The sequence below is a fragment of the Vandammella animalimorsus genome, from assembly GCF_002285265.1.
Lineage (GTDB): Bacteria > Pseudomonadota > Gammaproteobacteria > Burkholderiales > Burkholderiaceae_C > Lampropedia.
The window spans coordinates 762,431-786,053 of the sequence record NZ_NSJB01000001.1 but is presented as its reverse complement, the minus strand read 5'-3'; the positions used below and the strand labels follow the sequence as shown (position 1 = coordinate 786,053).

Genomic DNA, 23,623 nt, shown 5'->3' with positions numbered 1-23,623 from the left:
CCCTCACGCAGCCCCTCACCGCCTTGCCATGACCACCGACACCCCCGAAGGCAGCGCCACGCTGGCCTGCTACTACAGCCTTTCCTCCCCCTGGGCCTACTTTGCCGGCCCGCAGCTGCAAGACATCGTGCGCCGCCACCGCGTGCGCCTGGTCTTCAAGCCGTTTGACTTCCAGGCCGTGGTGCCGCAGACCGGTGGCATTCCGCTGCGCACCCGGCCCGCGGCGCGGCGCAGCTACCACCAGGAAGAACTGGCCCGCTGGAGCGAATACCTGGGCCTGCCCATCGTGCTGCAGCCGCGCCATTACCCGCAAGGCGCGCACCCCGACCCCCACTGGAACAAGCACGCCGGCTGGATGCTGATCGCCGCCCAGGCCCAGGGGCTGGACGTGCAGCCCCTCTCGCACGCGCTGCTGCGCGCGCTGTGGCTGGAGGAGCGCGACACCGCCCGGGCCGAAGTGCGCATCGCCGTGGCCAATGAAAACGGCTACGACGGCGCGGCCCTGCAGGCGCTGGAGCAAGCCCCCGCCACCCAGGCCCTGTACCGCCAGTACACGCAGGAGGCTTTGGAGCAGGGCATCTTCGGCGCGCCCACCTACGTGCTGGACGGCGTGCGCTACTGGGGCCAGGACCGGCTGGGCTTCGTGGACCGCGCGCTGGCACGGCGCGCGGCTGGCCGCTGCTGACGCATTCGGATGCCTTGCACGGCAGGCCACGCAGCAGATCGGGCTGGCCTGCGGTGCTGCGCCATTGCGCCGCCTTTGCGCCTTGCAGCCGGGCCCAAGCCGCTGCCGCCCCTTCGCGCCGAGCTTTACATCCAGCCGCTTAAAACGCCTGGCTGTTGCCGCGCACCAGCGACATGAGCCGCGTGGCGTTCAGGCCCTGCGCCTGCTGGCGCATGTCCGGCAGGTACTGCGTGTGCAGCTGGCGGCCGTCCTGCAGCATGTGGGCGTAGCTGTCCTTGAGCATTTGCGCCGAGATGCTGCGCCCGGCGGCGTAGTACTGGTTGGCGACGTGGCCCAGCGCGTAGGTGGCGGCAAAGCTCATGCCGGAGCTGACGGCCTGCTTGCCCAGCCCGCCCAGCAGCCCCTTGCCGGCTTTGCCCAGCAGGCCGCCCAGCAGCTTGCGCCCGGCCTGCTCCAGGTATTGCGAGGTCATGCCCACGCCGATGGTGGCCAGGAAGTCGCGGATGTGGCCCTTGTCCAGCTCGTAGCCGTAGCTCTGGCCGATCTGATAGACCAGGCGCATTTGCAGCGGGATGATGGCCATGGTCGAGAGCGACTCGGGCAGCAGCTCGATGGCGCCATTGAGCGTGGCGGCGCGCAGGATTTTTTGCTTCATGGCCTGCTCGTCGAGCGTGCTGGGGCGCCCAGCCGGCTGGGCCGGGGCCGCTGCCGGGGCCGCTGTCTGGGGCGTTATCGGGGCAGCCAGGGCGCTGGCGGCGGCCACGGGCGCGCCAGTGGCCGTTTGCAGCGGCGCCTGGGCCATGGCCTCGCCGTCGTGCAGGGTTTGCTGGGCAAATTGCTGCTCCAGCCCCAGCGCCTGGTGCAGCTCGCCCAGGAAGGCGCGTTCGCGCTCGCTGGTGCTGCCGTCGGCATCGCAGACGCACACGGCCATCTCGTAGGCCAGCTGGCGGCTTTCCATGCTGGGCAGCCCGGCAATGGCCTGCGCCAGGTTGGTGCGCTTGAGCAGCACGTCCTGGTACAGCGTGGGCAGGTTGACTTCATCGGCCTGGCTCAGCCCCTCGGCGATGCGGCGGATCTCCTCGCGCTCGCGCGCGTGCTTGTCGCTGTCGGCATAGGCGGCCAGCAGGCTGATGGTGAGGACGGAGCGGATTTCCTGGGTGGTCATGGTCATGGCGTGGCCTTGGCGGTGAAGGGGATGGGATGCCGGCGCGCGTGCCCGGCGCGGGCGAGACTGCGGGGCTCATGGCCCGTGGCCCATTGTCGGCGCAGATCAATGGCCGCGCCAGGGCGCGGCCAATGGGCTGGCCGGGGGCCTATACTCGGCGCTTTTTCGCGCGGGCCTGCGCCGTGCGCATGCCAACGCAGGGCATGTTTGGCGCAGCGGCCTGCAGTTCTTGGCGGATTGGCGGCTTTTCAAGCCCCATGATGGTGAAAATTGAAAACGACGCTCAAAGACGTGCGCGACCGCTACGACCAGTACGCGCAGATATACGACAAATTGTTTGGTCTGGTGCTGGAGCCAGGCCGCCGCGCGCTGGCGCAGGAGCTGCAGCGCCGCCCGCCGCAGAGCATTCTGGAAATCGGCGTGGGCACGGGCCTGCTGCTGCCGCTGTACCCGGCGCATGTGCCGGTCACCGGCGTGGATTTGTCGCCCGGCATGCTGCAAAAGGCGCGCGGCCGCGTGGATCCGGCGCGCGCCGCGCCGGTGACGCTGCTGGTGGCCAATGGCGAATCGCTGCCGTTTGCCGACGGGCAATTCGATTGCGTGAGCTTGCCCTATACCTATTCGGTCACGCCCGATCCGCGGGCTTTCATCCGTGAGGTGCGGCGCGTGTGCCGCCCGGGCGGGCGCATCGTGGTGCTGAACCACTTCTCCAACGCCGGGCCGGTGTGGCGCGTGCTCGAACGCATGGCCAAGCCTTTCACCAAGCGCATTGGCTTCGATTCGGACTTTGCCTACGACCAGCACATCGAGCGCTACGACTGGCGCATCGAATCGGTGCGCCCGGTCAATGCGCTCAATCTCTCGCGCCTGGTGGTGATCGAAAACCGCTGATGCGCCAATGCGTCGATGCATCAATGGCGCGGCGCATTCAGTCGGCAGGGCCGCGTGGGTCTGGGGGCGCGCGGCGCGGCTCGAAGAACAGCAGGTAGATCAGCGCGGCGATGTTGAGCAGGGCCAGCGTGAACCAGGTCAGCGCGTAGCTCAGGTGGTTGTTGCGAAACTGCAGCTGCGTCAGCCCCGGGCGCGGCCAGGCCTGGGCGGCGCTGCCCCCAGCGCTGGGCAGCGTGTGGCTGGGTTCGATCTGCTGCGCATCGACGAAATAAGGCGCTGTCACCTGGGCGGGCAGGGCCTGCGCGGCCGATAGCTCGGCCGGGTTGCGCTGGTACCAGCGCTGCTCGGCCGGGCGGTTGTCGCGCGAGAACCAGTGCGGGCGCGGCGGCAGGCGCAGCAGGCCGGTGACCTGCACGCTGCGCTGGGCCTCGGCGGCCGGTGCGCTCAGGCGGGCGTAGTCCGGGCTGTGGCGCATGGCCGTGGGGATGAAGCCGCGGTTGATCCAGACCACGGCGGGCGTTGCAGCGCGCGCGCCAGTGCTGGCATTTGTGCTGGCATTGGTGTCTGCGCTGGCATCGGCAGGCTGCGACGCCAGTTGCAGCGGCGCCATGAGCCAGTAGCCCGGCCCCAGGTCGGTGTTGGCATAGACGGGGATACTGCGCTCGGTCAGCAACTGGCCGGCCAGTTGCAGGCGTCGGTATTCGTCGTCAGCGCCCAGCTGCGGCCATTGCGCGGGGGCGGGCGGGGCCTCGGGGCTGGCCTGCACACGCGCCTGCACGCGCGCGATCAGCTCTTTTTTCCAGCCCAGGCGCTGCACCTGCCAGCTGCCCAGGCTGCAAAACAGCAGCGTGTTCAGGCTCAAAAAGGCCAGCAAGGCCCAGCGTTTGGCTTTGGAAGGCGCGGCACTGGCAGCGGCGGCGGCATCTGTTGTGGGGTGGGCGTTGACGGGCATGTGGAGGGTTCAGATCGGCCATGGGCCGCGCGCCAGGGCGATGGCCCGATGGTGGCGGGCAGGGCGGCAGGGCAGGGCAGTGGGCTTGATGCGCGCCAGTGTTCACTCGCGCCAGTGCTTGGCAATCCAGCGGGCCGGGCGGATGTAGCGAAAGCGGCGGTTGCGCCGGCCGGCCAGGGCATCGGGCGGATTGCATTCACCGTGGAAGATGACGATTCTGGCCTGCTCGGGGATGAAGGGCTCGCGCCAGTAGTTGCTCGGCCAGGCGGGGATGCCGTGGTACTTGAAGCTGGGGCACCAGGGCTCTGGCCAATAGGCCAGCTGGCCCTGGCGGTGCAGGTAGTCCGACAGATAGGCCTGCTCATTGCGAAACTGCTGCTGCACCTGGGCCACGTTGCGCTGGAAGTATTCCAGCACGTCCGGGTGCGCGCCGATCTCGAAGCGGTAGACGGAGGAGTTGCCGGTGATGCGGTGGCGCTTCCAGGGCCGTGGGTAGTCGTGGATGATGCGAAACGGCCCGGGCAGGGTGAAGAAGTCATCGAGCGGGCCGACGACCACCACGTCCAGATCGAGAAACAGCGCCACGCCCTGCAGGCCGTAGCGCTCGCGCAGATCGGGCGAGAACGTGGCCAGCTTCTTCCAGGCGCGGTCGGGCTGGCGCGGGTAGCGCTGCCAGTCCAGCTCGGGGATGGGAAAGCACTCGACCTCGGGGCGGATGCCCTGCACATCGTCGGTCAGGCAGATAAAGCGAAACGGCCCCTGCAGGTGGCGCTGCGCCATGGCGTAGAGGCGGTTGACGTATTCAGGGCCGTATTTGCTGCCCCATTTCATGCACAGCACATGCCGCGTGGCGGCCGGCGCCGGGGCGCGCTGCGGGTGCATGGCGGCGGTGTTGGGGGGGGCGGCGGCCTGCATCAATCGAGCGACTTCTTCTTGGCCGAGCTTTGGCGCGGCTTGGCCTTCTTGACGTTGCCGCCGGCGGTCAGGCGCTGGTTGCCCAGCACGCGCACGTGCTTGATCTCCGGGCGCTGGCCGGCGCGCTTGCCGGGCTTGACGACCTTGACATCGGTGGGGGCCTTGCCGCCCGTGCCCGCCGCGCGGGCCTTGGGCGCCTGCGGGCGCCAGAGCACCAGCAGCTTGCCGATGTGCTGCACGGCGGCAGCGCCCAGCTGCTCGCACAGCTGCTGCAGGTACTGCTCGCGCAACTGGCGGTCGTCGTTGAAGACGCGGATCTTGATCAGGCCATGGGCTTGCAGGGCGGCCTGGACCTCCTTTTCGACGGCGGGGCTCAGGCCCTCCGCGCCGATGAGAACGACCGGGTCGAGGTGGTGGGCATCGGCGCGCAGGCTGCGGCGCTGGGCCGGGGTCAGGGTCAAGGCAGTCATGGCATGATTATCGGCCATGCGGCCAGGCTCTCAGAGCCTGGCCGCCCTCTTTGACCATATCGCAAGGCGCAATCTGGAGAGCATCGATTCATGACGGGCAAGCACAGTCGTGCGGGCAACGCGGGCAAGACCGGCAAGGTCAACAAGACCTGGCTGCACGACCACCTCAACGACCCTTACGTCAAGCTGGCGCAGAAGGAGGGCTACCGCGCCCGCGCGGCGTACAAGCTGCAGGAGCTCGATCAGGAGTTTCAGCTGCTCAAGGGCGCGCGCGTGGTGGTCGATCTGGGCTGCGCCCCCGGCGCTTGGTGCCAGTACTTAAGCCGCAAGCTGGCGCTGGGGCGCACGCCGGCCGAGGGCGGCGCGGCAGGCCAGGGCGCAGCCGCTGCGCCGCTGGTGGTGGGGGTGGACCTGCTGCCCATGGAGCCGGTGGCCGGCGTGCATTTCATCCAGGGCGATTTCCAGCAGGACGAGGTGCTGCAGCGCCTGCAGCAGGCCGTGCAGGGCCGGGCCGTGGACTTGGTGGTCTCCGACATGGCGCCCAACCTCAGCGGCCATGCCGCCACCGATGGCGCGCGCGTGCAGACGCTGGTGGAAATGGCCGTGGACTTTGCGCAGGCGCATCTGCGCAGCGATGGCGCCATGGTGGCCAAGGTGTTTCACGGCCCCGGCTACGACGAGCTGGTGGCGCTGTTTCGCCAGATTTTTCGCAAAAGCCGGCCCTACAAGCCCAAGGCCTCGCGCAGCCGCTCGGCCGAGGTCTTTCTGATCGGCCAGGGCCTGCGCGGCAGCCAGGGTTGATCGCCCACGCCATCTGCCATCTGTCATCTGTCATCTGTCATCTGCTATTGGCCCATCGCACGACGCCAAGCACCGACCATTGACCAGCGACACGTACCATGCGCATTCCCACCTCCTCATACCGCCCCATTGCGGACTTGCCCGACACCCTCATCAGCCAGATTGCGGCCGGCGAGGTGGTCGAGCGCCCGGCCTCGGTGGTGCGCGAGCTGCTGGACAACGCCCTGGACGCCGGCGCCAGCGAGATCCAGCTGCGGCTGCTGGCCGGCGGCATCCGCCACATCGTGCTGGAGGACAACGGCCGCGGCATGCCTGCCTCGGACCTGCCGCTGGCCATCCGCCGCCATGCCACCAGCAAGATCCGCAGCCTGGACGATCTGGAGTCGGTCACCACCATGGGCTTTCGCGGCGAGGCGCTGGCCGCCATTGGCTCGGTGGCGCAGCTGCGCATCGTCTCGCGCACGGCCAGCCAGCCCCAGGCCATGATGATCGACGCGGCCAGCGGCGAGCTTGAGCCGGCCGCGCGGGCCGTGGGCACGACGGTGGACGTGCAGGAGCTGTTCTTCGCCACGCCGGCGCGGCGCAAGTTTCTCAAAGCCGAAAACACCGAGCTGGCGCACTGCGTGGAAACCGTGCGCCGCCATGCGCTGGCGCGGCCCGACGTGGGCTTTGCCATCTGGCACGGCGGCAAGCTGCAGCACCAGTGGCGCGCCGTGCCGGCGCAGGAGCCGCCGCAGCCGTCGCTGCAGCCGCAGGATCGGGCGCAGCCAGCGCCGGCCGGCTTCAAGCTGCTGGAGCAGGCGCAGTGGGAGCGGCGCATTGCCGATGTCATGGGCGCGGAGTTCATGGCCCATTCGGTGCCCGTCGCGCATGAGGAGGCGGGCGTGGCCGTCTATGGCCGCGCCGGCATGCCGACCCACTCGCGCGCGCGCGCCGATCAGCAGTACAGCTTCGTCAACGGGCGCTTCGTGCGCGAGAAAACCCTGGCGCACGCCGCGCGCGCCGCCTACGAGGACGTGCTGCACGGCCAGCGCCAGCCGGTGTACGTGCTCTACGTCGAGATCGACCCGCAGCAGGTGGACGTGAACGTGCACCCGACCAAGATCGAAGTGCGCTTTCGCGATGGGCGCGTGGTGCACGCCGCCGTGCGCCACGCGCTGGAGCGCGCGCTGGCGCCTTCGCGGGCGCTGGCAGGCGCGGCGAGCGGCGCTGCTGCTGGAGTTGCCGCTGGAGTCGATGCCGCCGGGGCCCTGGCCGCGCCGGGCGGCATGGCCCAGCCCATGGCGGCGCGGCCGCCCCTGCCGCTGGCGCAGCAGCGCCGCCTGGGCTTTGCGGCCGACATCGAAAAAACCCGCCAGACCCTGGCCGCGCTGTGGGGCGATGGCGGCAATGCGAGTGCCACAAACCCTGTGGGCGAGACCGCTGCCACGGCGGAGCACCTGGCCCAGCAGCCCAAAGCGCCAGGCGCGGCAGCCTATGCCATGCCCGTCGCGGGCGCTGCAGGCGCTGCGGCGCTGGCGCTGCACGAGCCGGTTAGGCCCTGGCCCGCCCAGGCTGAAGCCGGGGCCGAGGCGCAGCCCGAATGGCCGCTGGGGCGGGCGCTGGCGCAGCTGCACGGCGTCTACATCCTGGCGCAGAACCAGCACGGCCTGGTGATCGTGGACATGCACGCCGCGCACGAGCGCATCGTGTACGAGCGCCTCAAACAGGCGCTGCACGATGCCCACATCCCCAGCCAGCCGCTGCTGCTGCCCGCTGCCTTTGCCGCCACCGCGCTGGAGATGGCCACGGCGGAAAAGCACGCCCAGCTGCTGGTGCAGCTGGGCCTGGAAGTCACGCCGCTGGCGGCGCAGCGGCTGGCGGTGCGCTCCATCCCCTCAGAGCTTCGCCAGGCCGACCCCGTCGAGCTGGCGCGCAGCGTGCTGGCCGAGCTGGCCCAGCACGAAGACCTGGGCACGCAGGCCGCGCCAGACAGCGACGCCGCTGAAGGGCAGGGCGCGCTGGCCGCAGCGCCGCCCACCCAGCGCAGCGCCGTGCTGCAGCGCGCGCGCGACGAGGTGCTGGCCACCATGGCCTGCCACGGCTCGGTGCGCGCCAACCGCCAGCTGGGCATCGAGGAAATGAATGCCCTGCTGCGCCAGATGGAGGCCACGCCGCGCTCGGACCAATGCAACCACGGCCGCCCCACCTGGCGCCAGCTGCGCATGGCCGAGCTCGATCAGCTGTTCCTGCGCGGGCGCTGACTGGGTATTGCGCGCCCGCCGCCGCCGCGATGCACCGCATCCGTATGTATAATGCGCGGTTTCCTTGCCACAGCCGCTGTTTGACGCTGCGGGTGGCAGTTCATTCCACAAGGGAGTTCAACGATGCGTCACTATGAAATCATTTTGCTGATCCACCCGGACCAGAGCGAGCAGGTGCCAGCCATGCTGGAGCGCTACAAGAGCATGGTCACCGAAGGCGGCGGCAAGATCCACCGCGAGGAAGACTGGGGCCGCCGCCAGCTGGCCTACCCGATCAACAAGCTCTCCAAGGCGCACTACCTGTGCCTGAACATCGAGGCCGGCCAGGCCGTGATGGACGAGCTCTACCACGCCTTCCGCTTCAACGATGCCGTGCTGCGCCAGCTGACGGTGCAGAAGAAAAAGGCCGAGACCGCACCTTCCTCGATGATGAAGACCGTCGAGCGCGAGGAAGCGCGCAAGAGCGCGCAGGCCGCCGAGGCCGAGCAGAAGGCCTGAGCGGGCAAGGCTGCTTGAGCCTGCATCCCCAGACAGCTGTATTCATCAAGATTTCATCAGGAGCCCATCATGGCTGGACCCAAGCGTTTCAACAAAGACCGCCGCCCCAAGCGCAACAACCAGAACCTGCTGTTTCGTCGCAAGCGTTTCTGCCGCTTCACCGTCGCCGGTGTGGAAGAGATCGACTACAAGGACGTGGACACCCTGCGCGATTTCATCGCCGAGAACGGCAAGATCATCCCCGCCCGCCTGACCGGCACGCGCGCCATCTACCAGCGCCAGCTCAACACTGCCATCAAGCGCGCGCGCTTCTTGGCCCTGCTGCCCTACACCGACCAGCACAAAATCTGAGATAGGCGGAGCACACCATGCAAATCATTCTTCTGGAAAAAGTCGTCAACCTGGGCAACCTGGGTGAGATCGTGACCGTCAAGGACGGCTACGCCCGCAACTTCCTGATCCCCACCGGCCGCGCCCGCCGCGCCACCGCCGCTGCCAAGGCCGAGTTCGAGGCCCGCCGCGCCGAGCTGGAAAAGGCCGCTGCCGAAAAGCTGGCCGCCGCCCAGGCCCTGGGCGAGAAGCTCGCTGGCCAGACCGTGCGCCTGTCGCAAAAGGCCGGTGTGGACGGCCGCCTGTTCGGCTCCGTGACCAACCACGACATCGCCGCCGAGCTGGTCAAGCAAGGCTATGACGTGCACAAGTCGCAGGTGCGCCTGCCGGCTGGCCCGATCAAGACCGTGGGCGATTCCACCGTGGTCGTGGCCCTGCACACCGACGTGGACGTGGAAATCACCGTGGCCGTCTACGGCGAAAGTGCCTGACAGCGCCCGCGTGCAGCCGGCCGGGGCAAGGCGCCCTGCGCCAGCTGCCATGGAAAGCCGCCTCGCAAGAGGCGGTTTTTTCTTTGCCGCCTGCCGTTGGCGTGGTGGAGAGGGCAGACTTTTGGGCACAGCTTATCCACAGCTTGTGCACGGCCTGTCCCAGGCCCATGCACAGGCTTGTGCGGTGACAGCGCCGCCCAGCCTGCGTAAGATGCGGCGCGCTGCCGGCGTGCCGGCCGTGGCGGGACAACATGGAAATGGTGAGAGTCAATGGATGAGAAGGGCAGTGGCGCCATGGGCGTCGAAGTGATGGATTTTTCCGAGCAGCCGGTGCGCGGCGGCATGCCCCCGGGCCCGCTGGGGCAGGGCGCTGATCCGCAGGTGGCCGATCTGCGCCTGCCGCCGCAGTCGGTGGAGGCCGAGCAAAGCGTGCTCGGCGGACTGCTGCTGGACAACCAGGTCTGGGAGCGCGTCTCCGACCTGCTCAAGCAGTCGGACTTCTACCGCAGCGAGCACCAGCAAATCTTCCAGGCCATCGCCGCGCTGCTGGAGAACGACCGCCCGGCGGACGTGGTGACGGTGTTCGAGCACCTGCGCGGCATCGGCAAGGCCGAGGAAGTGGGCGGCATCGCCTATCTGAACTCGCTGGCGCAGTACGTGCCCAGCGCCGCCAACATCCGCCGCTATGCGGAAATCATTCGTGAGCGCGCCATCCTGCGCAAGCTGATTGCCGCCAGCGACGAGATCGCCTCCAACGCCTTCAGCCCCAAGGGGCGCGAGGTCAGCCGCATCCTGGACGAGGCCGAGGCCAAGATCTTCGGCATCGCCGAGGAAAGCTCGCGCATGAAGCAGGGCTTTCAATCGCTCGACGGCCTGGTGGTGAACCTGCTGGACCAGGTTGAGGAAATGGCGCAAAGCCCGCACGACATCACCGGCGTGCCCACGGGCTTCAGCCATCTGGACCGCATGACCAGCGGCCTGCAGCCGGGCGACCTGATCGTGCTGGCGGCGCGCCCTTCGATGGGCAAAACCGCGTTTGCCATCAACATCGCCGAGCACGTGGCGCTGCGCGAGAGCATGCCCGTGGCCATCTTCTCGATGGAAATGGGCGCCTCGCAGCTGGCGGTGCGCATCGTCGGCTCCATTGGCCGCATCAACCAGCAGCGCCTGCGCACCGGCAAGCTGCTCGACGAGGAATGGCCGCGCCTGACCGAGGCGGTCGAGCGGCTGCGCAACGTCTCGCTGCACATCGACGAGACCCCGGGACTGACGCCCACCGAGCTGCGCGCCAACGCGCGCCGCCTGGCGCGCCAGTGCGGCAAGCTGGGCCTGATCGTGGTGGACTACCTGCAGCTCATGAGCGGCTCGGGCAATTCCTCGGACGAAAACCGCGCCACCGAGCTGGGCGAGATCTCGCGCGGGCTGAAGATGCTGGCCAAGGAGCTGCAATGCCCGGTGATTGCGCTCTCGCAGCTCAACCGCAGCGTCGAGCAGCGCACCGACAAGCGCCCCATGATGAGCGACCTGCGCGAATCGGGCGCCATCGAGCAGGACGCCGACGTCATCATGTTCATCTACCGCGACGACTACTACAACAAGGAAAAAAGCACCGCCCCCAACCAGGCCGAGATCATCATCGGCAAGCAGCGCAACGGCCCCACCGGCACCGTGAACCTGTACTTCCAGAAAGACCAGACCCGCTTCGAGAACCTCAGCCTGCACGAAGACACGGGGCCGATGTAAGCGCCTGTTCAAAGCCCTGGCGCGATGGGGCCATCAAGCGGATGAGGGCGTGGATCGGTGCGGCCTGCAGCGGCCCGCACCGCCTCGCCAATGGCCCCAGCCATGTTTGCGTGGTGCCTGCAAGGCGGGGCGGCCTTGCGGCCCATCGTCCACCTGTCGTTCATCCATTGGCGGCCATTCGCGCCAAGCCTTTGGGCCGGCGCTGCAGAGCGGGCGTGCATCCGGCCGCATAATGCTCGGTTTGCCCACCGCAGCCGCAACTGTAGGCATAGGCGCGGCGGGCCGACTTTTTTTGCCTTTGCCATGAACGCTGCATTGCACACCGGGCCCCGGCCCGTGGATTTGATCGCCTTCGACTGGGACGGGACCTTGTTCGACTCCACCGCGCTGATTGCGCGCTGCATCCAGCAGGCCGTGCGCGACGTGGGCGGCACGCCGCCCGATGAGCAGCAGGCGCGCTGGGTCATCGGCATGGAGCTGGGCAGCGCGCTGGCGCGGGCCGCGCCCGATGTGCCGCCCAGTGCCTATGCCGAGCTGGCGCGCCGCTACCGCTACCACTACGTGCAGCAGCAGGACGAGATCGTGCTGTTTGACGGCGCGCTGGAGCTGCTGCACGCCCTCAAGGCGCGCGGCTTCTTGCTGGCCGTGGCCACGGGCAAGAGCCGCCGCGGCCTGGACCACGTGCTGGCCAGCCACGATCTGCACGGCCTGTTCGACGACTCGCGCACCGCCGACGAAACCGCCGGCAAGCCCAATCCGCTGATGCTGCAGGAGCTGATGCAGGTGCACGACGTGGCGCCCACGCGCCTGCTGATGATTGGCGACACCAGCCACGATCTGCAAATGGCGCGCAACGCCGGCTGCCCCAGCGTGGGCGTGGCCTATGGGGCCCATGCCGGCGATGGCCTGCAGCAGTTCGCGCCGCTGGCCGTGGCCGACTCCGTGGCCATGCTGCGCCAGTGGCTGGAGCAACACGCCGAGCCGGGGCGCCGCCCATGAGAGGCGGCGCACTGCCCCCGCAGCCGCTGTGCAGCAGCCAGGCTCTGGCCGAAGGCGGCCCGGCCGTGGTGTTCGAGGTGCGCTACCAGGGCCAGCAGCAGCAGGCCTTTGCCGTGCGCGTGGCCGGCCAGCCGCGCGCCTATCTGAACCGCTGCACCCACGTGGCCATGGAGATGGACTACCCGCGCGGCCAATTCCTCGACGACAGCGGCCAGTGGCTGATCTGCGCCCACCACGGCGCGGCCTATGATGCGGCCACCGGCGCCTGCGCCGGCGGGCCCTGCCAGGGGCCTTTGACCCAGATTGAACTGAGCGAGCAGGGCGGCCAGGTGTACTGGCACCCGCAAGGCGCGCTCGAACCCGTGGAGTTCTGAATGCAACCGTACGACGCATCCTCTTCCCCCACCGCCGCGGGCAGCGGCAGCGACGTCTGGGCCGAGCGCCCCGGTGGCGACCCTGCCGCCGCGCAGGCCCATGGCGCGAGGAAAAAAACCGCCAAGGGCGGCCCCGGCGATGCCCACTGGGAGCGCAGCGTGCTGGAAAAGCTGGCCATGGCCAGCATCAAGGAGCAGCGCGCCGCGCGGCACTGGCGCATTTTCTTCACGCTGATCTTCCTGGGCTACCTGGGCTTCATCACCTGGAGCGTGCTGCAGAAAACCGTGCTGCAGGCCCCGCTGGCCGAGGCCCACACGGCCGTGGTGCACATCAAGGGGCTGATCGCCGACGAGGAGGAGGCCAGCGCCGGCAACCTCTACCGCTCGCTGCAAAAAGCCTTCGAGGCGCCCAACGCCAAGGCCGTGCTGCTGCAGATCAACTCCCCCGGCGGCAGCCCGGTGCAGGCCGGCATCCTGCGCGATGAAATCCTGCGCCTGAAGGCCAAGCACAGCAAGCCGGTGTACGCCGTGATCGGCGAGCTGGGCGCCTCGGCGGCCTATTACGTGGCCGTGGCCGCCGACCGCATCTACGTGGACAAGGCCAGCATGGTCGGCAGCATCGGCGTGCTGATGAACGGCTTTGGCTTTACCGGCGCCATGGACAAGCTCGGCGTCGAGCGCCGCCTGCTCTCGGCCGGCGAGCACAAGGGCTTTCTCGACCCCTTCAGCCCGCAGGATCCGGCCGACGTGGCCCACGCCAAGACCATGCTGCGCCAGATCCACGCGCAATTCATCGCCGTGGTGCGCGAAGGGCGCGGCGCGCGCCTGAAGGAGTCGCCCGAGCTGTTCAGCGGCCTGGTCTGGACGGGCGAGCAGGCCATCGCGCTGGGCCTGGCCGATGGCACAGGCTCGGTGTACTCCGTGGCCCGAGACGTGGTCAAGCAAGACAAGATCATTGATTACACGCAGCGCAAGGGCCTGGCCGACAAGCTGGTGCGCCAGCTGGGCAGCACCGCCGGCCAGGCCCTGGGCAGCAGCCTGGGGCAAGAGGCCGCCCAGGCCCTGCGCGCCCAGGGCCCGCAATTGCAGTGAGCTTAGTTTGCGCGCCCAGGTCATGGCATGCTGGCGCGCCAGAGCCGCCCAGAGCCGCCCAGAGCTGCCCAGAGCTGCCCAGAGCTGCCCAGAGCCAGCCGGCGCGCCGCACGCCGCTGTGCGCCTTTGCATGCCCCCATGCGCCCATGCGCTCATGCGCGCCATGCTGAACAATGCCCGGGGCGCGCAGCGCCGCCCCATGCCGCCCGCAAAGGGTTCGTCCGATGGAAACCTCTCAATCGCCTGATGTGCGCCATGCCGCGCCCGGCACGGCTTCAAGCTCAAGCTCAAGCTCAAGCCCGGCCATGCGCCCTGTGGCGCTGGGTCTGAAAAGCCTGCAGCGCGACTGGCGCGCCGGTGAGCTGACGGTGCTGCTGCTGGCCGTGCTGCTGGCCGTGGCGGCGCTGTGCGCCGTGGCCTTTTTTGCCGATCGGCTGCAGGCCGGCCTGCAGCGCGATGCGCGCCAGTTGCTGGCCGCCGATGCCGTGCTGGCCAGCGACCACGGCATCGAGCCGGCCTGGCGCCAGCAGGCCCAGGCGCTGGGCCTGCAAACGGCCGTGACGGTGGTCTTTCCCACCATGGCGCGCGCCGACGATGCCCAGGGCGGCGCCAGCCGGCTGGTCTCGCTCAAGGCCGTGGAGCCGGCCTACCCGCTGCGCGGCGCGCTGCGCATAGCCCGGCAATGGGATGCGCAGACCACGCCCGCGGCGCTGGCCGCCGCCGGGCAGGTGGTCGCCGGCGGCCCGCCGCCGGGCCAGGCCTGGGCCGATGCGGCGCTGCTGGCCAATCTGGAAATCGGCCTGGGCGACACCCTGCACCTGGGCGATGCGGCCTTTGTCGTCAGCGGCGTCATCGCGCAGGAGCCCGACCGCGGCGCGGGCTTTCTGAACTTTGCCCCGCGCGTCATGATCGGCATGGCGCAGCTCGATGCCACGGCCCTGGTGCAGCCAGCCAGCCGCCTGAACTGGCGCCTGCTGGTGGCCGGCCAGGCCGACAGCGCGGTGCAAGGTTTCGAGCGCCAAATGCAGGCGCTGCTGGACGCCGGCACGCAGCGCGGCCTGCGCCTGCTGACGCTGGAGGGCAGCAGCCCGCAGATGCAGCGCACGCTCGAGCGCGCCGAATCCTTTTTGCGCCTGGTGGCCTTGCTCTCGGCGCTGCTCTCGGCCGTGGGCGTGGCGCTGGCGGCGCGCTCCTTCGCGCAGCGCCACCTCGATGCCGCCGCGCTGTGGCGCGTGCTGGGCCTGAGCCAGCGCGCCATCATGGCCGCCTACCTGGTGGAGTTCGCCGTGGCCGCTGTGCTGGCCAGCCTGCTGGGCGTGGCGCTGGGCTATGGCGTACATGCGCTGTTCGTGCACATGCTGGCCGATCTGCTGCAGGTGCAGCTGCCCGCGGCCAGCGCCTGGCCGGCGCTGTTGGGCCTGGGCATGGGCTTGAGCCTGCTGATGGCCTTTGGCCTGGCGCCGGTGCTGCAATTGGCGCAGGTGCCGCCGCTGCGCGTGCTGCGCCGCGATCTGGGCGCTCTCAAGGGCGCATCGCGCAGCGTGGTGCTCGCCGGCCTGGCCGGCTTTGCCGCGCTGCTGTTTCTGGTCAGCGGCAACTGGCGTCTGGGCGCCATCGCCGTGGGCGGCTTTGCCCTGGCATTGCTGCTGTTTGCCGCGCTGGCTGCGCTGGCGCTGAAGCTGCTGCGCTGGGTGGTGCGCGAGGGCAGGGCGCCGCGCTGGCTGATGCTGGCCACGCGCCAGCTGGCGGCGCGGCCGTTGTTTGCCGTGCTGCAGGTCGGCAGCCTGGCGGTGGGCCTGCTGGCGCTGGTGCTGCTGGTGCTGTTGCGCACCGATTTGATTCAGAGCTGGCGCCAGGCCACGCCGGCCGAGGCCAACGACCGCTTCGTCATCAACATCCAGCCCGAGCAGGCGCAGGCCTTCCGCCAGGCCTTGCAGCAGGCCGGGGTGCGCGACTACCAGTGGTACCCGATGGTGCGCGGCCGGCTGATGGCCATCAATGGCCGCGCCGTGCGCGCCAGCGATTACAGCGACGAGCAGGCGCGCCGCCAGGTCGAGCGCGAGTTCAACCTCAGCCACAGCACCGAGCTGCCGCGCGACAACCAGATCGTGGCCGGGCGCTGGCTGCCCGGCCAGGCCCAGGGCCTGAGCATCGAAGAGGGCATCGCCCAGCGCCTGGGCATTGCGCTGGGCGACCGGCTGCGCTTTGACATCGGCGGCCTGCCGCACGAGGCCGAGGTGACCTCGGTGCGCAAGGTCGATTGGGCGAGCATGAACGCCAACTTCTTCGTGCTGTTTCCGCTGGCGGAAATGCCGGGCCTGCCCGTGAGCTACCTCAGCGCCTACCGCGCGCCGGCCACGCCGGGGTTCGACAACGCGCTGGTGCGGCAGTTTCCCAACATCACCAACATCGACCTCTCGGCCACGCTGCAGCAGGTGCAGCAGGTGCTGGGCCAGGTCAGCCGCGCTGTGGAGTTGCTGTTTGGCTTTGCGCTGGCCGCCGGCATGGTGGTGCTGTTTGCGGCTGTGACCGCCACGCGCGAGGAGCGCGCGCGCGAATACACCATCATGCGCGCCATGGGCGCCAGCGCCGCGCTGCTGCGGCGCGTGCAGCGCGCCGAGCTGGCCGGCGTGGGCGCGCTGGCCGGGCTGCTGGCCAGCGTAGCGGCCATCGCCATCGCCTGGGCGCTGGCGCATTACGTATTTGACTTCACCTGGCGCTGGCCGTTGTGGGCGCCCTTGCTCAGCGCCGTGGCTGGCGCGCTGCTGGCCTTGTTGGCCGGTTGGTGGGGGCTGCGCGGCATCTTGCGTCGCTCGGTCAGCAGCAGTCTTCGGGCCTTGGTGCAATGAATTCGCCCACCCCAGCGTCCATGCCTTCGCCCAGCGCCGCCGCCATGCCCGATGCCGGGCACGCGCACTGGATGCGCCTGGCCCTGGCCGAGGCAGAGCAGGCCGCCGCCGAAGGCGAGGTGCCTGTGGGCGCGGTGCTGGTGCGCGATGGCCAGCTGCTGGCGCGCAACCACAACCGCACGCGCCAGTTGGCCGACCCCAGCGCCCATGCCGAAATGCTGGCGCTGCGCGAAGGCGCGGCCCAGCTGGGCAACCACCGGCTGGGCGATTGCACGCTGTATGTGACGCTGGAGCCCTGCGCCATGTGCAGCGGCGCGGTGTTCCAGGCTCGCCTGGCCTGCGTGGTCTTCGGCGCCAGCGAGCCCAAGACGGGCGCTGCGGGCTCGGTGCTGGATTTGTTCGCCCACCCGGGGCTGAACCACCACACCCAGCTGGTGCGCGGCGTGCTGGCCGATGAGTGCGCCGCGCTGCTGGAGCAGTTCTTCCAGCAGCGCCGCCGCCAGCAGGCCCAGGCCATCCAACCGCTGCGCGACGACGCCTTGCGCACGCCAGAGGCCTGCTTTGCGCCATGCCCTGCGGCGGGCCACTACACCAGCGCCTTGCCCGAGTTGCAGGGGCTGCGCCTGCATTACCAATATTTGCCCGAAAGCCTGCCCCAAGGTTTGCCCAATGCCCAGCCCGCCCAGCCGCGCACGGCGCTGCTGCTGCTGCACCCGCCCTGGCACTGGAGCGCCTGGTGGGCGCCGTTGCTGCAGGCCTTGCCGCGCGGCGCCTATCCGGTGCTGGCCCCCGATCTGGTGGGCTGGGGGCGCAGCGACAAGCCCAAGAAAAGCCCCTGGCACGATGCGGCCCGCCATGCGCGCATCCTGCTGCAGCTGCTGGATGCGCTGGGCCTGCGGCAGTTCACGCTGGTGAGCCTGGAAGGCGCAGGCCCCAGCCTGGCCCCGGCCTTGCTCCAGGCCCTGGCGCAGGCCGAGCCCGAGCGCCTGGCCGGCTGGCTGCGCCTGCTGCCCGCGCAGAAGATGTCCGAGCAGAAGATGCCAGCGCAAAGTGCGCCCGCCGCGCAGCCGCCGCTCTGGCCCATCGCCCCTGGCCGCATGGACAAGCGCTGGTGCGTGGCGGCGCACCTGCGCCGCTGCCTGCCCGCCGGCACCGATGCAGCCCTGCTGCAGCAGGCGGCCGCGCCATACCCCAGCGCCGCCCATGCGCGCCACTGGCTGGCCGCGCAGCTGCAAGCGCCGGCCCACTTGGCCGCGCCGCCCATTGCCTTGCCGCCACAGCGCCAGTGGCAGCTGGCGCTGCAGCCGGCAGGCCCGGCTGCCTGGCCCGGCCTGCCGCCGCCGCAGGCCATCGACGCCGCGCACCGAAGGTGGCTGGCGCACAATGCCGCTGGCGGCGCTTGCGGCCAGTGACGATGAAAGCCGACTACGAGGAGGAGATGCCATGCAGTTCGATTGGACGGGCCCGTTGATTGCGGCCCTGGCGGCGGCCTGGGGCTTGTACGTGCTGGTGCTGGTGGTCTGGGTGGTGCTGCAAAAGCGCCCGCCGGAGGCCACCATCGGCTGGATTCTGGCCCTGGCCCTGCTGCCCTATGCGGGCTTTTTCATCTTTTATATGTTCGGCCCGCAGCGCCTGCGCAAGCAGCAAATGCGCCGCCTGCGCCACCAGATGGCCGGTTACGTCAGCGGCGATCTGGAGGCGCTCAAGCAGCGCACGCACAGCTCGCCCGACACCCTGCGCCTGCTGGCGCGCCTGGGCATTGCCAGCACCGGCATCTACCCTTGCAGCGCGCAATCGGTGCAATTGCTCACCAGCGGCGCGCAGACTTTCGACGCCATCTTCGAGGCCGTGGCCCAGGCGCGCCAGCACGTGCACCTGGAGTACTACATCTTCGAGCCCGACCAGACCGGCACGCGGCTGCGCGACCTGCTGATTGCCAAGGCCCGCGAGGGCGTGCAGGTGCGGCTGCTGGTCGATGCGCTGGGCTCCAAGCGGCTGCGCAAGAGCTTCGTGAAGCCCATGCTGGATGCGGGCGTGCAGTTCGCGCGCTTTCACGACACGCGCTTTGGCCGGCGCTGGCGCCCGGTCATCAACTACCGCACGCACCGCAAGATCGTGGTCTGCGATGGCACGCTGGCCTTCACCGGCGGCGTGAACATCACCGATGAGGAGGACAAGCGCATCCGCGCCGACGCCTACCACGACGTGCACGTGCAGCTGCAGGGCAACCCGGCCTTCTGGCTGCAGGTGGTGTTCCTGGAGGACTGGGTCTATGCCACCGGCCGCCCGCTGGAGCAGGAGATGCCCGACTGGCGCAGCCTGCTGCCCGTCAGCGAAATCGGGCCCTACAACGTGCAGGTGCTGACCTCGGGGCCCAACAACCCGCTCGAGCCCATCCACCGCTGCTACATCGAGGCCATCCACGACGCGCGCGAGCGCGTGCTGCTGACCACGCCGTACTTCGTGCCCAGCGAGGCGGCGATGACCGCGCTGACCAGCGCCGCGCTCAGCGGCGTGGATGTGCAGGTGCTGGTGCCGCGCCAGTCCGACTCGCGCCTGGTGACGCTGGCGGCGCGCTCGTACTTCGACGAGCTGGTGGCCGCCGGCGTGAAGGTCTGGGAGTACGACGATGGCATGCTGCACTCCAAGACGCTGGTGATCGACGACCAGTTTGGCTTCATCGGCACGGCCAATTTCGACATCCGCAGCTTTCGCCTGAACTACGAAGTGGGCGTGGCCGTGTTCTGCGCGCACTTCAACCAGGCCCTGGCCGAGCAGTTCCGCCAGGACGTGGCCCACTCGCGCGCCGTGCCCGCGCAGCGGGAGATCGGCTTTGCCAGCGAGCTGGCCGAGGCCTCGATGCGGGTGTTCTCGCCGATGCTGTGAGCTGCTCGGGCGCGCCGGCGCTGGCTCAAGTGCGCTGGCCAGCCAGGGCCTGCAGCGCCGCGCCGCTGAGGCGGTAGCGCAGCCATTCGCGCTGCGGCTGGGCATCCAGGCGCTCGTAGAACTCGATGGCCGGGGTGTTCCAGTCCAGCACGCTCCACTCGAAGCGGCCGCAGTCGCGCTCGAGGGCGATGCGCGCCAGATGCTGCAGCAGCGCCTTGCCCCCGCCCAGGCCGCGCCCCTCGGGCGTGACGTACAGGTCTTCGAGGTACAGGCCGTGGCGGCCCTGCCAGGTCGAGTAGTTGAAGAAATAGACGGCAAAGCCCATGGGCTCGTCGCCTGCCTGCAGGATCAGTGCGAACACCGCCGGCTGCGCGCAAAACAGCGTGCGCTGCAACTGTTCTTCGCTGGCCTGCACGGCCTGCTCGGCCTTTTCGTAGCGCGCCAGCTCACGGATGAAGCGCAGGATCAGGGCGCAATCCTGCGGCGTGGCTTCGCGAATGTGCAGCTGGGCTGCCGGGGCGGCGGTGGTGGCGGATTGGCTGGGCATGTGGGCTTTGACTGTGGGTCTGTGATTGAGGCCGTTCATCGGAGCCATTCATCTGGATCTTTGAACAGGGCCGCAAGGCATCAGGGCGCCAGCCGCTGGCGTTGCCAGGTGGCGGCTGCGCCATCGCCCTGCGCCGGGCGCAGGTAGGCGATGCGGTCGTGCAGGCGGCCGCTGCGGCCTTGCCAGAACTCCCAGTAGCTGGGCCGCAGCCGGTAGCCGCCCCAGAAGGGCGGGCGCTGCGGCGCCTGGCCGCTGGCGGCGAGCTCGGCCTCGATGCGGGCGAAGGCCTCATCGAGCGCCTGGCGGCTGGCCACGGGCTGGCTTTGCTCGCTGGCCAGGGCGCCAATGCGCGAGGCCAGCGGGCGGCTGTCGAAGTAGCTGGCGCTGTCTTCATCTGCGATTTTTTCCACCACGCCTTCGACGCGCACGCTGCGCTGCAGCGGGCCCCAGTAAAACAGCAGCGCGGCCTGCGGGTTGCCGGCCAGCTCTTGCCCTTTGCGGCTGTGGTAATTGGTGAACCAGACCAGGCCGCGCGCGTCATGCCCCTTGAGCAGCACGATGCGCGCGCTGGGGCGCAGGTCGCTGCCCACGGTGGCCAGCGTCATGGCATTGGGCTCGTGCAGCTGGGCCTGCACGGCCTGCTGCAGCCAGGCATCGAACAGCGCTGCCGGCTCGGCCGGGGCCTGCTGCTCGCACAGCTCGGCCAGGGTGTAGTTCTGGCGCATGGCGGCCAGGTCCAGGCCGGCGCTCTGCGTGGCCTGGGGCGGTGGATTGCCGGGCGCGGCGCTCATCGCAGGCCCCCGCCAGTGGCCTGGGCGTTTTTTCTTTCTATTAATTCAATCTTGTAGCCGTCCGGGTCTTCCACGAAGGCGATGACGGTGGTGCCGCCCTTGACCGGGCCGGGCTCGCGCGTGATCTTGCCGCCGGCCTGGCGGATGCGCTCGCAGGCGGCGTAGGCATCGGGCACGCCCAGGGCAATGTGGCCGTAGGCCGTGCCCATCTCGTAGCGCTCGGTGCCCCAGTTGTAGGTCAGCTCCAGCTCGGCCTGGGCCGGGTTGCCGCCCCCGAAGCCGAGAAAGGCCAGGGTGTAGCGGTATTCGGGGTTTTCGGAAGTGCGCAGCAGCTGCATGCCCATGACCTGGGTGTAGAAGTCGATGGAGCGTTGCAGGTCGCCTACGCGCAGCATGGTGTGGAGAAATTGCATGGCAGTCTTGATGGATCGTGGGGGAGTGGCAAAAAAATGGCTTGACGTGCGCATCATCCAAAAGGGATGGCAAGTCTGGGCAGCGGCTGGCTGAACAAGGCGGGGGCAATGATTGAGAACTCCAGCCACCTCAGCACCATCAGGGCGATGGCCAGCAGCAGGCCCAGGGCCATGGGTGAGAAATCGATGCCGCCGGCCGTGGGCAGCAGGCGGCGCAGCGGGGCCAGCCAGGGGGTGCAAAGAAGTTCGCTCAGGTGGTGCAGCCAGTGTCCTCTTGGCTGCGCCCAGAACAGCGCCACGTATAACACCAAGAGGGTCAGCGCCAGATACAGGCCCAGGCGCAGCAGCGAGAACAAGGCCTGCAGCGGCGCCAGCGCGAACAGGCTCCAAGGTAGTAGGCCACCGGCCAGCAGTTGCTGCAGCAGCCACATCAGCAGCCAATGCGCCAGCAGCACGGCGTAGGCCAGCAGCAGCGTCAGCCAATCCCAGCGGCCCTGCGGGCGCAGCACGCGGCGCGCCGGGCGCACCAACCAGTCCGTCAGCGCCAGCAGCAGCTGACCCAGCGGGTGGTGGCTGAAACCGATACGTTGTGCTTGCAGCAGTACCCGCAGCAGGCAAGCGCCGGCGATGGCGCAGGCGATCGAATACAGTACGAACGAAAAAATAGTGAGCAACAGCATGGCGCGCGATCTTAGAGCCTGTTCCAAGTCTCTGCACGCTGGCAAGAAAGTGGATTTGGGCGGGGTCTGCTGCGCCCGCAAAGCCTCGCCATAGCCCCAGCTATGGCTGCGTTTTGCGCCTTGCAGCCCATCCCAAACCACTTGTTGCCCGCTCGCGCCAAGACTTTGAACAGGCTCTTGAAGCCTTCTGTGCGCCAACGCCCGCCAAGGGCAAAGGAAATTCGCATGAGCCGTACACCACCGCGCAGCCTGGCCGCGCAGCCCAGCCCCTTGGACGATGCCGCGCCGCAGCCTGCAGCGCAGCAGCGCCATCACCGGCAGTTGCTGCTGACCCCGGCGCAAATGGGCCAGGCCGATGCCGCCACCATCGCCAGTGGCGTGCCCGGCATTGAGCTGATGCGCCGCGCCGGGCAGGCCGTGGCGCTGGCCGTGGCCAGGCGCTGGCAGCCCTGCCGCGTGGCCGTGCTGTGCGGGCCGGGCAACAACGGCGGCGATGGTTTTGTGGCGGCGCAGTGGCTGCGCGGGCGCGGCTGGCCGGTGCGCGTGTTCCTGCTCGGTCAGATGGAGCGCCTGCGCGGCGATGCGGCCTGGGCCGCCAGCCAGTGGCAGGGCGTGACCGAGGAGGCCGCAGCCTTCGACCCCGCGCAGTGCGACATCGCCATTGATGCACTGTTCGGCGCCGGCCTGTGCCGGCCGCTCGATGGCCTGGCCGCCGATCTGGTGCAGCAACTGGCGGCCAGCGGCCTGCCGGTGTGCGCGGTGGATGTGCCCAGCGGCCTGGATGGCGCCAGCGGCCAGCCGCAGGGGCCGGTGGCCGCTGCGGCGCTGACGGTGAGCTTCTTTCGCGCCAAGCCCGGGCATTGGCTGTACCCGGGCCGCGCGCTGTGCGGCGAGCTGGTGCTGGCCGACATCGGCATTGCCGATGATGTGCCGATCCAGCCTGCGCCCACGTTGTGGCGCAATGCGCCCAGCCTGTGGCAGGGGCTGATGCCGCGGCCGGCGGCGCAAGGCCACAAATACCATCGCGGCCATGTGCTGGTGCTGGGCGGAGCGCGGCTGACTGGCGCTGCGCGGCTGTGCGCCCAGGCGGCGCAGCGCAGCGGCGCGGGGCTGGTGACGGTGCTGGCGCCGCAGCCGGTCTGGCCCGTCTATGCCCAGGCGCTGCAGGCCAGCATGGTGCAGCCCTTTGCCGATGCGCAGCAGCTGGGCGCGCTGCTGGACGATGCGCGCGCCCAGGTCTGCGCCATCGGCCCGGGCGCCGGGGTGCAGGCGCTGACGCGCCAGGCCGTGCTGGCCGCAGCGCAGCGCGGCAAGGCCCTGGTGCTGGATGCCGATGCGCTGACGGTTTTCGCCCAGCAGCCGCAGGCCTTGTTCCAGGCCCTGGCGGCCAACCGGGCCGCCACGGCGGTGCTGACGCCGCACGAGGGCGAGTTTGCCCGCTTGTTCCCTGACCTGGCCGGCAGCAAGCCCGAGCGGGCCGCGCAGGCCGCGCGCCTGGCCCAGGCTGTGGTCGTGCTCAAGGGGGCCGATACCGTGATTGCCGCGCCCGATGGCCGCGTGCTCATCAACAGCAATGCGCCGCCTGAGCTGGCCACCGGCGGCACGGGCGATGTGCTGGCCGGCATGGTGGCGGCCTGGCTGGCCCAGGGCATGCCGGCATTGGCGGCGGCCTGTGCGGCAGTCTGGCTGCACGGCCAGGCGGCGCAGCGCGCCCTGGGGCGCGAAGGCGCTGATGCTTGGGGCCGGCGCTTGACGGCCGAGGATGTGCTGCACGCGCTGTGATGCGCAGCCGCCACGGCCTGCGCCCC

At 69.5% G+C, this 23,623-nt stretch carries 23 protein-coding genes; 15 read left to right on the top strand and 8 right to left on the bottom strand.

All coding sequences use genetic code 11. The features are described 5' to 3' along the window. Window positions 1-28: 28 nt before the first annotated feature. Window positions 29-685: a 2-hydroxychromene-2-carboxylate isomerase gene (locus tag CK625_RS03340; RefSeq protein WP_095538804.1), complete on the top strand. Its 657-nt coding sequence runs from the start codon at window positions 29-31 to the stop codon at window positions 683-685. A gap of 139 nt (window positions 686-824) precedes the next feature. Here CK625_RS03340 and CK625_RS03335 read toward each other — a convergent pair whose 3' ends face one another. Continuing rightward, the gene (locus CK625_RS03335; protein WP_095539065.1) at window positions 825-1,850 is read right to left on the bottom strand and encodes a YcjF family protein; all 1,026 of its coding nucleotides are present in this window, start codon (window positions 1,848-1,850) and stop codon (window positions 825-827) included. A 270-nt stretch (window positions 1,851-2,120) separates the two neighbouring features. On the opposite strand from CK625_RS03335, the gene CK625_RS03330 reads away from it, so the two are divergent. Beyond that, on the top strand, window positions 2,121-2,741 hold the full coding sequence (locus CK625_RS03330) for a class I SAM-dependent methyltransferase (RefSeq protein ID WP_095538803.1): 621 nt from the start codon (window positions 2,121-2,123) through the stop codon (window positions 2,739-2,741). 37 nt (window positions 2,742-2,778) lie between these two features. Here CK625_RS03330 and CK625_RS03325 read toward each other — a convergent pair whose 3' ends face one another. The 3 genes from CK625_RS03325 to CK625_RS03315 all read right to left on the bottom strand — a co-directional run bounded on the left by CK625_RS03325 (window position 2,779) and on the right by CK625_RS03315 (window position 5,078). After that, window positions 2,779-3,693, bottom strand: a complete 915-nt coding sequence (locus tag CK625_RS03325) for an SURF1 family protein (protein ID WP_095538802.1) — start codon at window positions 3,691-3,693, stop codon at window positions 2,779-2,781. 102 nt (window positions 3,694-3,795) lie between these two features. After that, complete coding sequence (locus CK625_RS03320) at window positions 3,796-4,608, bottom strand: glycosyltransferase (RefSeq protein ID WP_429001288.1); 813 nt, start codon at window positions 4,606-4,608, stop codon at window positions 3,796-3,798. Next, on the bottom strand, window positions 4,608-5,078 hold the full coding sequence (locus tag CK625_RS03315) for a YhbY family RNA-binding protein (RefSeq protein WP_095538801.1): 471 nt from the start codon (window positions 5,076-5,078) through the stop codon (window positions 4,608-4,610). The genes CK625_RS03320 and CK625_RS03315 overlap by 1 nt, the downstream gene beginning before the upstream one ends. Before the next feature lie 90 nt (window positions 5,079-5,168). Between CK625_RS03315 and CK625_RS03310 the strand changes: the two genes are divergently transcribed. The 12 genes from CK625_RS03310 to cls all read left to right on the top strand — a co-directional run bounded on the left by CK625_RS03310 (window position 5,169) and on the right by cls (window position 19,384). Beyond that, the gene (locus CK625_RS03310) at window positions 5,169-5,879 is read left to right on the top strand and encodes an RlmE family RNA methyltransferase (RefSeq protein ID WP_095538800.1); all 711 of its coding nucleotides are present in this window, start codon (window positions 5,169-5,171) and stop codon (window positions 5,877-5,879) included. A 98-nt stretch (window positions 5,880-5,977) separates the two neighbouring features. Next, complete coding sequence (gene mutL / locus CK625_RS03305) at window positions 5,978-8,122, top strand: DNA mismatch repair endonuclease MutL (protein ID WP_095538799.1); 2,145 nt, start codon at window positions 5,978-5,980, stop codon at window positions 8,120-8,122. Between the two features lie 123 nt (window positions 8,123-8,245). Next, on the top strand, window positions 8,246-8,620 hold the full coding sequence (rpsF, locus tag CK625_RS03300) for a 30S ribosomal protein S6 (protein ID WP_095538798.1): 375 nt from the start codon (window positions 8,246-8,248) through the stop codon (window positions 8,618-8,620). A gap of 69 nt (window positions 8,621-8,689) precedes the next feature. Continuing rightward, window positions 8,690-8,971, top strand: a complete 282-nt coding sequence (gene rpsR, locus CK625_RS03295) for a 30S ribosomal protein S18 (protein ID WP_095538797.1) — start codon at window positions 8,690-8,692, stop codon at window positions 8,969-8,971. A gap of 17 nt (window positions 8,972-8,988) precedes the next feature. Then, complete coding sequence (gene rplI, locus CK625_RS03290) at window positions 8,989-9,441, top strand: 50S ribosomal protein L9 (protein ID WP_095538796.1); 453 nt, start codon at window positions 8,989-8,991, stop codon at window positions 9,439-9,441. Between the two features lie 342 nt (window positions 9,442-9,783). Beyond that, window positions 9,784-11,184 carry a replicative DNA helicase gene (dnaB, locus tag CK625_RS03285; protein ID WP_095539063.1) on the top strand — a complete coding sequence of 467 codons (1,401 nt, stop codon included), beginning with the start codon at window positions 9,784-9,786 and terminating at the stop codon, window positions 11,182-11,184. Between the two features lie 303 nt (window positions 11,185-11,487). After that, a complete protein-coding gene (locus CK625_RS03280) occupies window positions 11,488-12,183 on the top strand; it encodes an HAD family hydrolase (RefSeq protein ID WP_172425073.1) in 696 nt (231 codons plus the stop codon). Beyond that, window positions 12,180-12,557 (top strand): Rieske (2Fe-2S) protein, encoded by a 378-nt coding sequence (locus tag CK625_RS03275; RefSeq protein ID WP_095538795.1) that lies wholly within the window; start codon window positions 12,180-12,182, stop codon window positions 12,555-12,557. Before CK625_RS03280 ends, CK625_RS03275 begins: the two co-directional genes overlap by 4 nt. After that, complete coding sequence (locus CK625_RS03270) at window positions 12,558-13,649, top strand: S49 family peptidase (RefSeq protein WP_095538794.1); 1,092 nt, start codon at window positions 12,558-12,560, stop codon at window positions 13,647-13,649. It begins immediately after the preceding gene. Between the two features lie 305 nt (window positions 13,650-13,954). Beyond that, window positions 13,955-16,498 carry an ABC transporter permease gene (locus CK625_RS03265; RefSeq protein WP_095538793.1) on the top strand — a complete coding sequence of 848 codons (2,544 nt, stop codon included), beginning with the start codon at window positions 13,955-13,957 and terminating at the stop codon, window positions 16,496-16,498. Window positions 16,499-16,518: 20 nt separating this feature from the next. Further along, window positions 16,519-17,910, top strand: a complete 1,392-nt coding sequence (tadA, locus tag CK625_RS03260; protein ID WP_238945472.1) for a tRNA adenosine(34) deaminase TadA — start codon at window positions 16,519-16,521, stop codon at window positions 17,908-17,910. Between the two features lie 31 nt (window positions 17,911-17,941). Next, on the top strand, window positions 17,942-19,384 hold the full coding sequence (cls, locus tag CK625_RS03255; RefSeq protein ID WP_095538791.1) for a cardiolipin synthase: 1,443 nt from the start codon (window positions 17,942-17,944) through the stop codon (window positions 19,382-19,384). Between the two features lie 25 nt (window positions 19,385-19,409). On the opposite strand, the gene CK625_RS03250 is transcribed toward cls, so the two are convergent. The 4 genes from CK625_RS03250 to CK625_RS03235 form a co-directional block, all read right to left on the bottom strand. After that, window positions 19,410-19,931 (bottom strand): GNAT family N-acetyltransferase, encoded by a 522-nt coding sequence (locus CK625_RS03250; protein ID WP_095539061.1) that lies wholly within the window; start codon window positions 19,929-19,931, stop codon window positions 19,410-19,412. An 80-nt stretch (window positions 19,932-20,011) separates the two neighbouring features. Then, window positions 20,012-20,722 (bottom strand): pyridoxamine 5'-phosphate oxidase, encoded by a 711-nt coding sequence (gene pdxH / locus CK625_RS03245; RefSeq protein ID WP_095538790.1) that lies wholly within the window; start codon window positions 20,720-20,722, stop codon window positions 20,012-20,014. Next, a complete protein-coding gene (gene gloA / locus CK625_RS03240; protein ID WP_095538789.1) occupies window positions 20,719-21,135 on the bottom strand; it encodes a lactoylglutathione lyase in 417 nt (138 codons plus the stop codon). The genes pdxH and gloA overlap by 4 nt, the downstream gene beginning before the upstream one ends. 53 nt (window positions 21,136-21,188) lie before the next feature. Beyond that, window positions 21,189-21,815, bottom strand: coding sequence for a YggT family protein (locus CK625_RS03235; protein ID WP_172425072.1), 627 nt, complete (start codon window positions 21,813-21,815; stop codon window positions 21,189-21,191). A 225-nt stretch (window positions 21,816-22,040) separates the two neighbouring features. On the opposite strand from CK625_RS03235, the gene CK625_RS03230 reads away from it, so the two are divergent. Next, complete coding sequence (locus CK625_RS03230; RefSeq protein WP_095538787.1) at window positions 22,041-23,597, top strand: NAD(P)H-hydrate dehydratase; 1,557 nt, start codon at window positions 22,041-22,043, stop codon at window positions 23,595-23,597. Window positions 23,598-23,623: the final 26 nt, after the last annotated feature.

Excerpts from the sequence above, each read along its gene's own strand:
- CK625_RS03340 (WP_095538804.1), top strand. The coding sequence starts at position 29 with ATGACCACCGACACCCCCGAAGGCAGCGCCACGCTGGCCTGCTACTAC.
- CK625_RS03335 (WP_095539065.1), bottom strand. The coding sequence starts at position 1,850 with ATGACCACCCAGGAAATCCGCTCCGTCCTCACCATCAGCCTGCTGGCC.
- CK625_RS03325 (WP_095538802.1), bottom strand. The coding sequence starts at position 3,693 with ATGCCCGTCAACGCCCACCCCACAACAGATGCCGCCGCCGCTGCCAGT.
- CK625_RS03320 (WP_429001288.1), bottom strand. The coding sequence starts at position 4,608 with ATGCAGGCCGCCGCCCCCCCCAACACCGCCGCCATGCACCCGCAGCGC.
- CK625_RS03315 (WP_095538801.1), bottom strand. The coding sequence starts at position 5,078 with ATGACTGCCTTGACCCTGACCCCGGCCCAGCGCCGCAGCCTGCGCGCC.
- CK625_RS03310 (WP_095538800.1), top strand. The coding sequence starts at position 5,169 with ATGACGGGCAAGCACAGTCGTGCGGGCAACGCGGGCAAGACCGGCAAG.
- mutL (WP_095538799.1), top strand. The coding sequence starts at position 5,978 with ATGCGCATTCCCACCTCCTCATACCGCCCCATTGCGGACTTGCCCGAC.
- rpsF (WP_095538798.1), top strand. The coding sequence starts at position 8,246 with ATGCGTCACTATGAAATCATTTTGCTGATCCACCCGGACCAGAGCGAG.
- rpsR (WP_095538797.1), top strand. The coding sequence starts at position 8,690 with ATGGCTGGACCCAAGCGTTTCAACAAAGACCGCCGCCCCAAGCGCAAC.
- rplI (WP_095538796.1), top strand. The coding sequence starts at position 8,989 with ATGCAAATCATTCTTCTGGAAAAAGTCGTCAACCTGGGCAACCTGGGT.
- dnaB (WP_095539063.1), top strand. The coding sequence starts at position 9,784 with ATGCCCCCGGGCCCGCTGGGGCAGGGCGCTGATCCGCAGGTGGCCGAT.
- CK625_RS03280 (WP_172425073.1), top strand. The coding sequence starts at position 11,488 with ATGAACGCTGCATTGCACACCGGGCCCCGGCCCGTGGATTTGATCGCC.
- CK625_RS03275 (WP_095538795.1), top strand. The coding sequence starts at position 12,180 with ATGAGAGGCGGCGCACTGCCCCCGCAGCCGCTGTGCAGCAGCCAGGCT.
- CK625_RS03270 (WP_095538794.1), top strand. The coding sequence starts at position 12,558 with ATGCAACCGTACGACGCATCCTCTTCCCCCACCGCCGCGGGCAGCGGC.
- CK625_RS03265 (WP_095538793.1), top strand. The coding sequence starts at position 13,955 with ATGCGCCCTGTGGCGCTGGGTCTGAAAAGCCTGCAGCGCGACTGGCGC.
- tadA (WP_238945472.1), top strand. The coding sequence starts at position 16,519 with ATGCCTTCGCCCAGCGCCGCCGCCATGCCCGATGCCGGGCACGCGCAC.
- cls (WP_095538791.1), top strand. The coding sequence starts at position 17,942 with ATGCAGTTCGATTGGACGGGCCCGTTGATTGCGGCCCTGGCGGCGGCC.
- CK625_RS03250 (WP_095539061.1), bottom strand. The coding sequence starts at position 19,931 with ATGCCCAGCCAATCCGCCACCACCGCCGCCCCGGCAGCCCAGCTGCAC.
- pdxH (WP_095538790.1), bottom strand. The coding sequence starts at position 20,722 with ATGAGCGCCGCGCCCGGCAATCCACCGCCCCAGGCCACGCAGAGCGCC.
- gloA (WP_095538789.1), bottom strand. The coding sequence starts at position 21,135 with ATGCAATTTCTCCACACCATGCTGCGCGTAGGCGACCTGCAACGCTCC.
- CK625_RS03235 (WP_172425072.1), bottom strand. The coding sequence starts at position 21,815 with ATGCTGTTGCTCACTATTTTTTCGTTCGTACTGTATTCGATCGCCTGC.
- CK625_RS03230 (WP_095538787.1), top strand. The coding sequence starts at position 22,041 with ATGAGCCGTACACCACCGCGCAGCCTGGCCGCGCAGCCCAGCCCCTTG.